Origin of the sequence: Bradyrhizobium sp. UFLA01-814, from assembly GCF_046718885.1 — a bacterium.
GTDB classification, from domain to species: Bacteria; Pseudomonadota; Alphaproteobacteria; order Rhizobiales; family Xanthobacteraceae; genus Bradyrhizobium; species Bradyrhizobium elkanii.
Window position 1 is genome coordinate 1 of record NZ_JAQOSR010000212.1, and the last position, 12,762, is coordinate 12,762.

At 67.0% G+C, this 12,762-nt stretch carries 11 protein-coding genes and 1 pseudogene; 3 read left to right on the forward strand and 9 right to left on the reverse strand.

All coding sequences use genetic code 11. From position 1 onward, the window contains the following. A pseudogene (locus tag PMN64_RS38140) lies at positions 1–277 on the reverse strand (hypothetical protein); the annotation flags it as partial. Between the two features lie 82 nt (positions 278–359). Between PMN64_RS38140 and PMN64_RS38145 the strand changes: the two are divergent. Beyond that, complete coding sequence (locus tag PMN64_RS38145; RefSeq protein WP_028340491.1) at positions 360–884, forward strand: MarR family winged helix-turn-helix transcriptional regulator; 525 nt, start codon at positions 360–362, stop codon at positions 882–884. Between the two features lie 470 nt (positions 885–1,354). Here the strand turns inward: PMN64_RS38145 and PMN64_RS38150 are convergent, their stop codons facing one another. After that, the gene (locus tag PMN64_RS38150; RefSeq protein ID WP_411784492.1) at positions 1,355–3,211 is read right to left on the reverse strand and encodes a feruloyl-CoA synthase; all 1,857 of its coding nucleotides are present in this window, start codon (positions 3,209–3,211) and stop codon (positions 1,355–1,357) included. Between the two features lie 162 nt (positions 3,212–3,373). Between PMN64_RS38150 and PMN64_RS38155 the strand changes: the two genes are divergently transcribed. Further along, positions 3,374–3,904, forward strand: coding sequence for a MarR family winged helix-turn-helix transcriptional regulator (locus PMN64_RS38155; protein WP_411784484.1), 531 nt, complete (start codon positions 3,374–3,376; stop codon positions 3,902–3,904). 194 nt (positions 3,905–4,098) lie between these two features. Next, positions 4,099–5,928 (forward strand): allophanate hydrolase, encoded by a 1,830-nt coding sequence (gene atzF, locus PMN64_RS38160; protein WP_411784485.1) that lies wholly within the window; start codon positions 4,099–4,101, stop codon positions 5,926–5,928. Positions 5,929–5,983: 55 nt separating this feature from the next. Here atzF and PMN64_RS38165 read toward each other — a convergent pair whose 3' ends face one another. From PMN64_RS38165 to PMN64_RS38195, 7 genes are all read right to left on the reverse strand, one after another. After that, positions 5,984–6,703, reverse strand: a complete 720-nt coding sequence (locus PMN64_RS38165) for a GntR family transcriptional regulator (RefSeq protein ID WP_411784486.1) — start codon at positions 6,701–6,703, stop codon at positions 5,984–5,986. A gap of 13 nt (positions 6,704–6,716) precedes the next feature. Continuing rightward, positions 6,717–7,109: an oxalurate catabolism protein HpxZ gene (gene hpxZ / locus PMN64_RS38170; RefSeq protein WP_411784487.1), complete on the reverse strand. Its 393-nt coding sequence runs from the start codon at positions 7,107–7,109 to the stop codon at positions 6,717–6,719. A 1-nt stretch (position 7,110) separates the two neighbouring features. Continuing rightward, positions 7,111–8,508 carry an AtzE family amidohydrolase gene (locus tag PMN64_RS38175; protein ID WP_411784488.1) on the reverse strand — a complete coding sequence of 466 codons (1,398 nt, stop codon included), beginning with the start codon at positions 8,506–8,508 and terminating at the stop codon, positions 7,111–7,113. 7 nt (positions 8,509–8,515) lie between these two features. Further along, complete coding sequence (locus tag PMN64_RS38180; RefSeq protein WP_018269566.1) at positions 8,516–8,695, reverse strand: DUF4089 domain-containing protein; 180 nt, start codon at positions 8,693–8,695, stop codon at positions 8,516–8,518. Positions 8,696–8,789: 94 nt separating this feature from the next. Continuing rightward, the gene (locus PMN64_RS38185; RefSeq protein WP_411784489.1) at positions 8,790–10,562 is read right to left on the reverse strand and encodes a dipeptide ABC transporter ATP-binding protein; all 1,773 of its coding nucleotides are present in this window, start codon (positions 10,560–10,562) and stop codon (positions 8,790–8,792) included. A 97-nt stretch (positions 10,563–10,659) separates the two neighbouring features. Beyond that, a complete protein-coding gene (locus PMN64_RS38190; protein ID WP_411784490.1) occupies positions 10,660–11,559 on the reverse strand; it encodes an ABC transporter permease in 900 nt (299 codons plus the stop codon). Positions 11,560–11,562: 3 nt separating this feature from the next. Beyond that, the gene (locus PMN64_RS38195; protein ID WP_411784491.1) at positions 11,563–12,576 is read right to left on the reverse strand and encodes an ABC transporter permease; all 1,014 of its coding nucleotides are present in this window, start codon (positions 12,574–12,576) and stop codon (positions 11,563–11,565) included. Positions 12,577–12,762 lie beyond the last annotated feature (186 nt).

A 12,762-nucleotide genomic window follows, 5' to 3' on the forward strand; every position in this document is an offset into this window, starting at 1 on the left:
ATCCTAAGTCTCGTGGGCTCGGAGATGTGTATAAGAGACAGTCCTTGGAAAAATCGCTGAGGCCGACGCCGCGGCTGGAGCAGAAGGTCGCGGGATCGTTCAGCACCGCATGGACCTCGGCGTAGCGCGCCACGCCATAGACATTCCACTTGTCGAGATAGACCACCGGCCCGGCCTCGCGCAGCCGCTCATGGGTCGGGAATGGATCGGCGAAGAACTCGAGCGCGAACGGATCGACGTCGAGATGCGGGACGGACGCAGCATCTGTTGCAGTCATCGGGACCTCCCGAGGTTTGATCTTGTCAACACGGGCCGCATATCTATTGCTCCCGAACGGTTTCGCAGCGATGATTTGAGAGATGAGCAGCCAGCCCCTCCCCCGAAAGCCCCGCCGGCCGAGACCGGCCGATCCCGCAGACGCCAGCGATGGCCCGCTGCTGGACCTTGATCGCTATGTGCCGGCGTTCATCACCTTCATCGGCAACAAGCTGTCGAACAGCGCCACCGCGTTTTACCAGAAGAATTTCGGCGTCAACGTCACCGAGTGGCGGATTATCTCGCAACTGGCGATCGAGCCGGGCATTCCCGCCTCCCGGATCTGCCAGGTGATCGGCTTCGACAAGGGGCCGGTCAGCCGCAACCTCGCGGCATTGCAGAAGCGCGGCCTGCTGACTATCCGTACCGCGCCGGACGACGGCCGCACCCATTCGATCACGCTGACCGCGCGCGGCCGCGCCATCCACGACAAGGTCATCGTCGCGGCGCTGGAGCGCGAGCGGCGGCTGCTGGCGTGCCTGAAAAAGGACGAGCGCGAGGTGCTGATCGAGCTGCTGCGCCGGCTGCACGAGAATCTCGGCGCCGTCACCGGGCAAAGCACGACCTGACGGCGCAGCCGGGCCACGGGCGGCGCCCGGCACCCCCACGGTCTTCGCCCGATCTTCCATGCGTGCCGTTCGCGCCGTGCTGCGCAACATTCTCCTCCCAAACGCGTGGCCGTTGACCGGCCCTGTCCCTTTGGGTGCGGAAACTCGCACAGCTTAGTTGCTCTGGCAACTAAAAACAGATGATGCACTGCGTCGTCGGGTCGCAAGCAAAGCGATGTGGCGCGGCCATCAAGTCAGGTGAGCACGCCGCCCAGGCTCCCTCCCCCCTTGCGGGGGAGGGTTGGGGAGAGGGGTGGCCCCGGGTGAGATGATCGAGGGGAACGTCGCTTCGCAACGTCGGAGCTTTCGTCGTCAAAGTACGAATATTGAGAGCACGCCGTGCGGTACCCCTCTCCCTAGCCCTCCCCCGCAAGGGGGGAGGGCACCCATCCGCTGGTGCCTTCCTCACGTGATCCTGTTGGATCGTAATCTCACCCCGCGCAGGCAATCGCCTCACCCGACCCGTCGTCCTCCAATACCGCCACTGCCGCGGCGCGGCGCGTCAGCACAGCGCGCTGGTTGATGTAGCCCTTGTCGGTGATCTCCCCGCCGTCGACCGAGGCGGGCTCGGCCAGCAGCAGCGCGCGGGTGGCATGGCCGGAGGAATGGCCGCCTTGCGCCTTCAGCGTCGCCAGCCCCTGCCCGATCGCGGAACGGACCGCCGGATGACCGATCACCTCGCGGGCGTCGGCGCTCTCGGGCAGGCCTGCCAGCGAACGACAGGCGACGAGGTTCGGAAACACCAGGAAGTGCACCTCGTCGCGGCCATGGCCGGTGACGACGATGTCCTGCGCGAGCGGCGCCAGCGCCGCGATGCCGGCGACGCGCAAGGTGCCGACGCTGACCCAGGTGCCGGAATTGAGCTTGAAATCCTCCGCCACGCGGCCGTCGAAGAACAGGCCAAGTTCAGGCTGTGCGGGATCTGCGAAGGTGACGGCATCGCCGATCTTGTAAAAACCCTCGGCATCGAAGGCCTCAGCGGTCAGCTCGGGCGCCTTCCAGTAGCCGGGCGTGACGTTGGGCCCGCGCACCCGCACCTCGAGCTTGTCGCCCGACGGCACCAGCTTGAGCTCGGTGCCGGGGATCGGCACGCCGATATTGCCGGAGCGTTTGGCCAGGAAGTGGCAATCGGTCGCCAGCGGCGAGGTCTCGGTCGAACCCCAGGCCGACACCATCGGCAGCCGGCGGCCGACCGTCCGCAGCGACAATTCCTCCAGCGCGTCCCACAGATTCTGCGGCAGCGCCGCGCCGGCATAGAAGGCGAATTTGGTGCCCTCGAAGAATTTTCTGCGTAGTTCGTCGTCGGTGCGCAGCGCCGCGATCAGCATGTCGAAGCCGCGCGGCACGTTGAAATAGACCGTCGGCACCACGCTGCGCAGGTTGGCGAGCGAGGTCGCAAACAGGCCGGGCGCCGGCTTGCCGCCGTCGATATAGAGCGTGCCGCCGTTGCGCAGCACCAGATTGAAATTGTGGTTGGCGCCGAAGGTGTGGCTCCAGGGCAGCCAGTCCAGGATGACCAGATCGTCGCGCGACTGCTCCAGGAACGTCCAGGTCTGCGCCTTGGCCTGCTGGCTCGAGGTCAGCATGCGCTGGGTGTTGATCACGGCCTTCGGCGTCCCTGTCGAACCTGAGGTGAACAGGAATTTTGCGATCGTGTCCGCCGTCACCGCCGCGAACGCGGTGGCGACCCCGGGCGCTTCCGCCGTGGCAGCGACGGTGCGGAACGGCAATGCGTCGGCGTCGTCCGGATTGCCGCTGACGATGGTTGCGCGATGCAGCGGCTTGATTGCGGCAAGCGCCGCCGCGAACGGCCCTGTGCTCGTGACATAGATCGCGCCGGGGTCGAGCAGCTCGATCATGCTCTTCAGCTTGTCGAAATCCCGCGACATCAGCGAATAGGCCGGCGAGATCGCGGCCGAGGGCACGCCGACATGCTGCGCGGCGAGCGCAAACAACGCGTGATCGATGCCGTTGTCGGAGAGGATGACGAGCGGACGTTCAGCGCTCAGCCCCTGCGCCAGCACCCACGATGCGGCCCGCCGCACGATGCCGAGCGCGTCGCGATAGCTGACGGTGGTCCAGGGCGCCTCGGCGTTGGCGCGCTCGCCGAGAAAGACGCGATCCGGGGCCTGCCGTGCCCAATGCTCCAGCCAGTCGCCGACGCAGCGGGCGCCCTGCTTCAGCGGCGAGGTGGAGCGGACCAGGACGCTGCCGTCGTTGCGGCGATCCGCAACGATCGCGGGCGTCGCGAACAGGCTGCTCGGATTGTCTCCGCTGGCGGCGGCCATCGTCATGGTTTCCTCCTCGCCCGTGTCTTTGCGGGATCGCGCCGCAACATGGTGCGGCGCCGCGGTCCCGGCCGGGCTCTTTGGTGATAATGTTGCGGACATCAATTGTTGTCGTCAACAACAATCTTTCCATCCCGCCTTGGGCGCGCTAGCCTTGCGGTCATGGCAGGCCAGCAAAAGACATCGCGCAAGGCGGCAGGAACGGCAGCGGCAACCCGCCGCCCCCGGGTGCACACGGCGAATGGACGGGCGCGCAACGGCGACGCCGGCGACGACATCGGCCTCGACGCGCTGGTCGGTCACGCCGGCTATGCGGTGCGGCGCTTCCAGCTCTGGATCTTTCAGGACTTCATCAAGACGCTGGCGACGGTCGATATCCGCCCGACCCAGTATTCGGTGATGACCGTGATCGGGGCCAATCCGGGCCTCAGCCAGATGGCGGTGGCAAAGCGGCTCGGGATCGAGCGCGCGCGGCTGGTGCATCTGCTCGACAGCCTGGAAGACCGCGCCTTCGTCAGCCGCGTCCCTTCCGCGACCGACCGCCGCTCCCATGCGCTGCATCTGACCGGGCGCGGCAAGACCGCGCTGGCACAGTTCAAGCGGCTCGCCGCCGAGCATGAACGGCATGTCGCCGAGAAGATCGGCAAGGAAAATCGCGAACAGCTGCTGCAGATCCTCGCCTGCTTCACCTGACCTTTCGACCGAGATTTCGGCTTGATCAGACCTGCCTCCAAATTGGGCAGGCGCGCTCTCATGCGAGCCGGCGTCCGTTCCCGACGAGCATTTCAAGCGACTGATATTGTGCAATAATCCGTCTCACGACGGCGCGGGCGAATTGTACACAATGGCATATTGCTTGCTTCGCTCAGGCTGCAATTCCCTTGCGGATGGCGTCCGACGCCTCCCGCTCACGAGAAGAGGCCAAGTACGTGACTGAAACTGTCGCCGCGATCGTCGCCGCGCACCGCGCCGGGACCATGACGCCGGCCCAAACCGTGGCGCGCAGCTATCAGCGCATCCGCGCGCACAATGATCCCGCCATCTTCATCAGCCTGCGCGACGAGAAGGATGCGCTTGCCGAGGCCGAGCGGCTCGCCGATCCGACGTTGCCACTTTACGGCGTGCCGGTCGCGGTCAAGGACAATATCGACGTCGCGGGCCTGCCGACCACCGCCGCGTGCCCGGCGTTCTCCTATGTGCCGACGCAGGACTCCACCGCAGTCGCCAAACTGCGTGCGGCCGGCGCCATCATCATCGGCAAGACCAATCTCGACCAGTTCGCCACCGGCCTGGTCGGCGTGCGCTCGCCCTACGGCATTCCCAGGAATCCGGTGCGCGGCGATCTGGTGCCGGGCGGATCGAGCTCGGGCTCCGCGGTCGCGGTATCAGCTGGACTTGTGCCGCTTGCGCTCGGCACCGACACCGCAGGCAGCGGCCGCGTCCCGGCGATGCTCAACAACATCGTCGGGCTCAAGCCGAGCCTTGGGCTGATCTCGACCACCGGCGTCGTGCCGGCGTGCCGCACGCTCGACTGCGTCTCGATATTCTCGCTCACCGTCGACGACGCGCTGGCCGCGCTCGCCGCCATGTCCGGACCCGATCAGTCCGATCCGTTCTCGCGCGACCGGCCGCTGGCCCCGCTGGCGAGCTTTCCGGCGAAGCTGAAGCTCGGCATTCCCCAAAGCGGCCAGCTGAAATTCTTCGGCGATCATGAGGCCGAGAAGGCCTATCGCGAGGCGTGCCAGCGCTGGCAGGCGCTCGGCGCCGACCTCGTCGAGTTCGACCTCGCGCCGTTCTATGAGACCGCACGGCTGCTCTATGAGGGCCCGTGGGTTGCGGAGCGCTATCTCGTGATCCGCGACCTGCTCGCGTCGTCGCCCGAGGCGGTCCATCCGGTGACGCGCGAGATCACCGTCGGCGGATCGCGCCCCACCGCTGCGGACACCTTCTCGGCGCTGTACCGCCTCGAGGCGCTGCGCCGCGTCGCCGAGCGCAGCCTCGCACACCTTGATGCGATCGTGCTGCCGACCGCGCCGACCGTCTATTCCACCGCCGATGTGCTCGCCAATCCGATCGAGCTCAACTCGCGGCTCGGCACCTACACCAATTTCGTCAACCTGCTCGATATGTGCGGCCTGGCGCTGCCGGCAGCGATGCGGCCCGACGGCGCGCCGTTCGGCATCACGCTGCTCGCCCCTGCCGGCCGTGACGCCGAGCTTGCCGGCATCGGCCGTGTCTTCCATGCCGACACGGGACTTACCCTCGGCGCCAATTCACTTCCGCAGCCGCCGCTCACGGCCGCGCCGACGCGGGCCGGCCCCGGTGAGATCACCATCGCGGTGGTCGGCGCGCATCTCTCCGGCATGGCGCTGAACCACGAGCTGACGACGCTCGATGCGCGCCTGCTGGAAGAGGCGGTCACCGCGCCGGACTACAGGCTGTATGCACTCGACACCACGCCGCCCAAGCCCGGCATGCTGCGCATCGAGGCCGGTGCGGGCGCATCGATCAAGCTCGAACTGTGGGCGATGTCACCGGCAGCGTTCGGAAAATTCGTCGCCGCGATCCCGCCGCCGCTGTCGATCGGCACGATCAGGCTCGCCGACGGACGGCAGGCCAAGGGCTTCATCGTCGAGCCTGCCGCGATCCATGGCGCGAAGGATATTTCCGCCTACGGCGGCTGGCGGGCGTTCATGGCGGAAAGGGCGAAGGCCTAGCCGCTCCGGCGGTGCGCTCCGTCGCCCCGCTCTCGCAGGGAGAGGTAAGAAGAACCTACACCGACACCGCGTAGGTCTCGTATTCCCCGCGCACCTGCTCGATATGGGCGCGCATCGCCGCGGCGGCGCCTGTCTTGTCGCCGCGCATGATGGCGACGACGACGCGGTCGTGCTCGGCGTGGGATTTTGCCAAACGCCCGAGGTTGCGGAACTGGGCGCGGCGGAACGGCTGCACGCGCACCCGCGTCGCCAGCGTGATCTCGGCGATATAGGCGTTCTGCGACCCGGCATAGATCGCGTTGTGGAAGCGCTCATTGACCTCGTGGAAGCGCTCGGGATTGCCGGTATAGCTCAGCACCCGCAATTCCTCGTGGATCGCCTCCAGCGCGTGCCGCTCCGCCGCCGTCATCCGCTCGGCGGCAAGGCCGGCGCAGATCGCTTCCAGCTCGGCCATCGCCTCGAACATGCCGGTGAGCCGTTCAAGCGAGGGGCGCGCCACCACGGCGCCGCGATGCGCGCGGGCATCGATCAGGCCGCTGGCGGCGAGCTGCCGCAGCGCTTCGCGCACCGGGGTGCGCGAGACGTTGAATCGCCGTGCAAGGTCGGTCTCATCGAGCCCCGCCCCCGGCGGCAGCGTGCCGCGCACGATCTCGTCGGCGAGCTGCAGCCGCAGCTCTTCGGCACGGGTGACCTTGTCGACCAGCGACGACGGCCGATCGATGCGGCGCACCGTCATCTCGGATTCTGCGCCCTGCGGCAGATCGTCCAGGCTCATCCTCGATCGCCCTTCAAGCACCTTTGGGTTCATCGATGACGCTGACATGGGCCGCGACGATTCTCCAGCCCTCGGGGAAACGAATCCAGGTCTGCATCTGTCGCCCCACCCTACCCGGTGCGCTGTCCCGGTAGAACAGCGTCGAGGCGATCGCGGTGTCGCGGCCATAGGTCGTGATCACGGTCCGCTCGATCTTGCGCATCAGCCCGACCGGCGAGCGTCCTGCGCGAAACGCCATGATCTCGGCATAGCCATAGAGGTTCTCGCCAATGCCGTAACGCAGCGTACGGCGGTCGTCGCGGAACAACTCGTCGAGCACGGCAACATCGTTCGAGACCAGCGCTTTCTCATATCGCTGGAACTGCGCGGTGACCTCGGCGACGACGTCGGGAATATCGATATCCATGTTAGATCCCTCTCGGCGCCGGCGCGGTCGCGACACCCATCTGTTCCAGCGCGTAGGCGACCCGCAGCGCGACGTCCTCGCGCCAGGGCGCCGCGATGATCTGCACGCCGATCGGCATCGGTTCGAGCGGCACCGGCACGGCGACCACCGGCAGGCCGATGAAGGAGATCGGCTGGGTGTGGATGCCGATATTGGCGCGCACCGGAAGCTCGACGCCGTCGAGCGTGAAACTGGCCTGGCCGATCTTCGGCGCGGTGCACGGCGTCGCCGGCGCCAGGATCACGTCGACCGACTGGAACAGCTCCAGCACCCTGGCGCGATACCAGCGGCGGAATTTCTGCGCCTTGTCGACATAGACAGCCGGGATCATCGCGCCGGCAATGAGACGGTCGCGCACCGCCGGATCGAAATCGTTGGGACGCTTGCGCAGGCGATCGAGATGCAGCGCGGCACCCTCGGTCGTGGTGATGATGTAGGCCGCGGCACGGGCGCGCGCCGCTTCGGGAAGCTCCACGGTCCGCGTGGCACCGAGCGCCTTCGCGACGCGCACGACCGCTTCTGCCGCCTCCGGAAACAGGTTCTGCTGGAAATAGCCGCCGGCGATCGCAACCCGCAGCCCACCGATATCATTGGCAAGCAAAGGTACGGTCGGCTCGACCGACTGCACGATGCAGGCCGGATCATCGGCGTCAGGTCCCTGCATGGCGTCATAGGCGAGCGCGAGATCCTTCACGCCGCGCGCCAGCGGGCCGAGATGATCGAGGCTGGCGACGAACGGATAGGACCGCGCGCGCGACAGCCGGCCGTAGGTCGGCTTCAAACCAAACGTGCCGCAGAACGACGACGGCACGCGGATCGAGCCGTTGGTATCCGAGCCGAGCGCGATCGGCACCAGCGCGCCGCCGACGGCGCTGCCGGAGCCGCCGGAGGAGCCGCCGGTCATCCGCGCCGGATCATGTGGATTGCGCGACGGGCCGTCATGCACGTTCTCGCCGGTGAAGTCGTAGGCGTATTCGCCCATGTTGAGCGCGCCGACCAGCACCGCACCGGCCGCTTCCATCCGTTCGATCAGCGTCGCGTCGCGCGGCGACGGCGGCAGGTCGCGGTTGATCTTCGAGCCGGCGCGGGTCGGAAGACCCTGCACGTCGAACAGGTTCTTCACCGCGAAGGGCACGCCGGCGAGCGGACCGACCGGCTGACCGGCGGCGATCGCGGCGTCGACCGCGCTGGCCCTGGCACGCGCGCGATCGGCGGTGACGTCGGTGAAGGCATTGAGGACCTTGTCATGCGCCGCGATCCGCGCGAGCGCAGCCTCGGTCGCGGCGAGGGCCGTGATCTTGCGGCTTGATACGGCCTGCGCGATCTCGGCGGCCGACATGGAAGCGGGAGTTTCGGACATCGCGATCTCAGGTCGAATAGACGGCAGCCGACACGACGTCGTCCGGCAGCGGGAAGTCATCGACCAGCCGCGCCAGCCGCAGCGAGACGTCGAGATTGGCGCGCACCGCGGGACGCCAGGCGTCCTCCAGCGGCAACGCCATCGCGCGGGCGACGGCGTTCATATAGTCGTCGAGATGATCGGTCATTTCGCTCCCAATAACGATTTTGCGCATGATCTCCGCGCAAACGCATTCTGCGTTTGTCGCGAGGAAAACCGGTCCCACTTTTCCGGATCATGCGTCAAGACACCGGTAGCGGCGGATGCGGGATCGCCGTCAGCAGCTCCCTTGTATAGGCGTCCTGCGGATTGCCCAAGACGTGTTCGGATGTGCCCTGCTCCACGATGCGACCGGCGCGCATCACGATGACGCGATCACACAGCAGGCGCACGACATTGAGGTCGTGCGACACGAACAGGTAGCTCATGCCCATCGACTGCTTGAGGTCCTGCAGCAAATTGAGCACCACCGCCTGCACCGAGACGTCAAGTGCCGCGGTCGGCTCGTCGAGGATCACGAGCTTCGGGTGCAGCGCGATGGCGCGCGCGATGCCGACGCGGGCCTTCTGGCCGCCGGAGAGCTGGTGCGGGAAGCGATCCAATAGATTGACCTGCAGGCCGACCAGCCGCGCAAGCTCCTCGCAGCGGGCGCGGAGCGCGTCGCGCCCGCTGATGCCGCCGAGCTGCATGATCGGGTCCGCGATCGCGCGCGCCGCGGTGAAGCGCGGGTTAAGGCTGTCGGTCGGATCCTGAAACACCATCTGGATCTCGCTGCGCCGCGGCAGCCGCGCGAAGGACTGCGGCGCGATGCCGCCGATGTCCTCGCCATCGAACATGATGCGGCCGGAAGTCTGATCGAGCAGCCGCATCACCATCATCGACGTCGTCGACTTGCCGCAGCCGGATTCGCCGACCAGCCCGACGCTCTCGCCATGGTCGATCGAGAAACTGATGCCGTCGACCGCGCGGAAGGTCTCTTCCTCGACCGGCGGCTTGCGTCCGAACAACTTTGCGAGCACCCCGCCCGCGCCCTGGCGCGGATATTCTTTGACGAGCTTTTCGACTGATAGGAGGGGTTGCTTCTGCTCCCTCTCCCCGTTCTTCACGGGGAGAGGGTTGGGGTGAGGGGCTGTATCCGCGAGCACAGTACGCGGAGAGTCCCCCTCACCCGCCACGCTCCGCGAAGAGTCCTCCTCCGGCAACAGATCCCGTAGCGACACCCCGAGCCGCGGCGTCGCGCGCATCAGCTTCCGGGTGTAGGCATGTCGGGGCGCGGCGAAGATGTCAGCCGAGACAGCGGTCTCGACCACGCGGCCCTTCTCCATCACCACAACGCGGTCGCAATAGGCGGCGGCGAGGCCGAGGTCATGGGTGATCAGGATCGTCGACATCGATCGGCGCCGGGTCAGCTCGACGATCAGATCCATCACCGCCTTCTGGGTGGTGACGTCGAGGCCGGTGGTCGGCTCGTCGGCGATCAGAAGCTGCGGATTGCAGGCCAGCGCCAGCGCGATCACGACGCGCTGGCACATGCCGCCGGACAGCTCGAACGGATAGGCGTGGTAGCGCTCGCGTGCGCGCGCGATCTTGACCTGCTCCAGCGCCTCGATCGCCTTCTCGCCGCGATCGGTGACCTGCGCCTGCTGCACATGCTGGCGCAGCACGTCCTCGATCTGGTGCCCGACCTTGCGGATCGGATTGAGCGCGGCGCGCGGATTCTGGAAGATCATCGAGACTTCGCGGCCGCGCAGATCGCGCATCTGGCTCTCGGTCGCCGACTTGACGTCGATGCCGGAGAACATCACCGAGCCCTCGGCGATCCGGCCGGCGCGATCGAGGATGCGCATCACGGCATAGGAGGTCACCGACTTGCCGGAGCCGGACTCGCCGACGATGCCGACGGTCTCGCCCTTGCCGATGGATATGTTGACGTGCTGCACCGCCTTGACGATGCCGCGACGCGTCGTGAACTCGACCGTGAGGTCGCTGACGTCGAGCAGCGGCTGGGCGGTCATGCGCACCTCCCCTCATGGGGGGCGTCATCCAAAAATGCGCAAAACAACCCCATGCAAAGGAGCGAAGCGGTAGCGCGACACCGGGCCGAGACAGGCATCATGTCCTCCGCTGCGGGTCGACGATGTCGCGCAGGCCGTCGCCGAGCAGGTTGAAGCAGAACACCGCGATCATCAGCGCAAGGCCCGGGAACAGTGCGATCCACCATTCGCCCGACACCATGAAGCCGGCGCCCTCGGCGACCATGATGCCCCACTCGGCGGTCGGTGGCCGGACGCCGAGCCCGATAAAGGAAAGGCCCGCGGCGTTGAGGATCGCATAACCCATGGTCAGCGACATCTGCACGATCATGATCGGCATGATGTTGGGCAGGATGTGCCCGAGCAGAATGCGGTATTCGCCATTGCCGGACAGCCGCGCCGCCTGCACGAAGCCGGCGTTGCGGCGGACGTTGGCCTCGGCGCGCGCGACGCGGGCGTAGAGTGGGAAGTTCACGATCGCGGTCGCGATGATGATGTTCTGCACGGTGTTGCCGAGCGCCGCGACGATGCCCATCGCCAGCACGAACAGCGGAAACGCCATGATGGTGTCGGCGATGCGGCCGACGATGCGGTCGGTCCAGCCGCCGAAATAGCCGGCGGCGATGCCGGCCAGCCCGCCCATCAGGAACACCAGCACCACGGAGGCAACCGCGATGAAGGTGTCGAGCCGCGTGGCCACGATGACGCGGCTGAAGATGTCGCGGCCGAGCTGGTCGGTGCCGAACCAGTGCGCGGCGGACGGCGGCTTCAATGCTGCCGCGGTGTCGGAGGCGAGCGGGTCGTACGGCACGACGTAGGGCCCGAACAGGACGGCAAACAGGATCAGGACCAGCAGCGCGAAGGCAAAGCCGGTGACCTTGTTTTCGCTCAAAACGTAGCGGGTCTGCTCGAACATCGCGGCAAGGGCCGACGTGCGGGCGGGACCTGCGGGCTCGACGGTTGGAGCTACGGTACTCATGCTCTAGCCCTCCAGCCTGACGCGGGGATCGATCACGCCGTAGAGGATGTCGATCATCAGATTGAGCAGCACGTACATGACCGCCATGGTCAGCACGAAGCCCTGCACCGGCGCGAAGTCGGACGCGATCAGCGCCTCGACCGCGTAGGAGCCAATGCCGGGCCAGGCGAACACCTTCTCCACCAGCACATTGGCGCCCAACAGGAAGGAGAACACCATGCTGAGCGTGGTGATGACCGGCAGCATCGCGTTGCGGAAGGCGTAGGTGACGATCACCTTGCCGGGCGACAGGCCACTGGCGCGCGCGGTGCGGACGAAGTCGGACGCCAGCACCGCCAGCATCGAGGCGCGCGTCATCCGCGCGATCGGCGCCAGCGAGAAGATCGCGAGCGTCACCGCCGGCAGGATCAATTGGCTGAGCGCCGAGCGAAACGCCTCGAAGTCCCGCGCGATCAGCGTGTCGATGAGATAGAAGCCGGTGACGGTCGGCGGCGCGCTGGCGAACACGTCGAGCCGGCCGAGCGGCGCCGGCGACCAGCCGAGCCGGAAATAGAACACATAGACCAGCACGAGCCCGGTGAAGAACACCGGCAGCGACACGCCGGCCGTGGTGGTGATGCGGCAGAGATGGTCAATCCAGGAGCCCGGCCGCGTCGCCGCCAGCACGCCGAGCGGAATCGCGATCACGATGGAGACGACGAGGCCGAGCAGAGTGAGCTCGGCCGACGCCGGCAGGCGGTTGCGCAGCTCGGCCGCCACCGGCTGGCCCGTGGTGAGCGATGTGCCGAGATCGCCGTGGGCGAGATCGTTGGTGTAGCGGACGAACTGCTCGATCAGCGGCTTGTCGAAGCCGAGCTTCTTCCGGATCTGGTCGACCGCTTCCTTGGTGGCCGCCGGACCGGCAAAATACGCCGCGGGATCGCCCGGCAGCGCACGCGTCAAAAGGAACGTCACGATCACGACCCCGATCAGCGACGGGATCGCGAACAGCAGCCGCTTGCCGATCAGGGTCAGCATGGGGGACTCGCTGTCTCTGGCCGCAACGCCACAACGGGACTAGCAGGGCTCCCTCCCCCACGCACCCGGGGTCTACCCCGGGTGCGCATCAATGATCTGCGCAAGTCGGGCAGGCCCGACTTGCGGTGGGGGAGGGTTGGGGAGAGGCTGTCTCTTATACACATCTGACGCTGCCGACGACCATGG

Excerpts from the sequence above, each read along its gene's own strand:
- PMN64_RS38150 (WP_411784492.1), bottom strand. The coding sequence starts at position 3,211 with ATGGCCGCCGCCAGCGGAGACAATCCGAGCAGCCTGTTCGCGACGCCC.
- PMN64_RS38180 (WP_018269566.1), bottom strand. The coding sequence starts at position 8,695 with ATGACCGATCATCTCGACGACTATATGAACGCCGTCGCCCGCGCGATG.
- hpxZ (WP_411784487.1), bottom strand. The coding sequence starts at position 7,109 with ATGGATATCGATATTCCCGACGTCGTCGCCGAGGTCACCGCGCAGTTC.
- PMN64_RS38155 (WP_411784484.1), top strand. The coding sequence starts at position 3,374 with ATGGCAGGCCAGCAAAAGACATCGCGCAAGGCGGCAGGAACGGCAGCG.
- PMN64_RS38175 (WP_411784488.1), bottom strand. The coding sequence starts at position 8,508 with ATGTCCGAAACTCCCGCTTCCATGTCGGCCGCCGAGATCGCGCAGGCC.
- atzF (WP_411784485.1), top strand. The coding sequence starts at position 4,099 with ATGGCGTCCGACGCCTCCCGCTCACGAGAAGAGGCCAAGTACGTGACT.
- PMN64_RS38165 (WP_411784486.1), bottom strand. The coding sequence starts at position 6,703 with ATGAGCCTGGACGATCTGCCGCAGGGCGCAGAATCCGAGATGACGGTG.
- PMN64_RS38185 (WP_411784489.1), bottom strand. The coding sequence starts at position 10,562 with ATGACCGCCCAGCCGCTGCTCGACGTCAGCGACCTCACGGTCGAGTTC.
- PMN64_RS38195 (WP_411784491.1), bottom strand. The coding sequence starts at position 12,576 with ATGCTGACCCTGATCGGCAAGCGGCTGCTGTTCGCGATCCCGTCGCTG.
- PMN64_RS38190 (WP_411784490.1), bottom strand. The coding sequence starts at position 11,559 with ATGAGTACCGTAGCTCCAACCGTCGAGCCCGCAGGTCCCGCCCGCACG.
- PMN64_RS38145 (WP_028340491.1), top strand. The coding sequence starts at position 360 with ATGAGCAGCCAGCCCCTCCCCCGAAAGCCCCGCCGGCCGAGACCGGCC.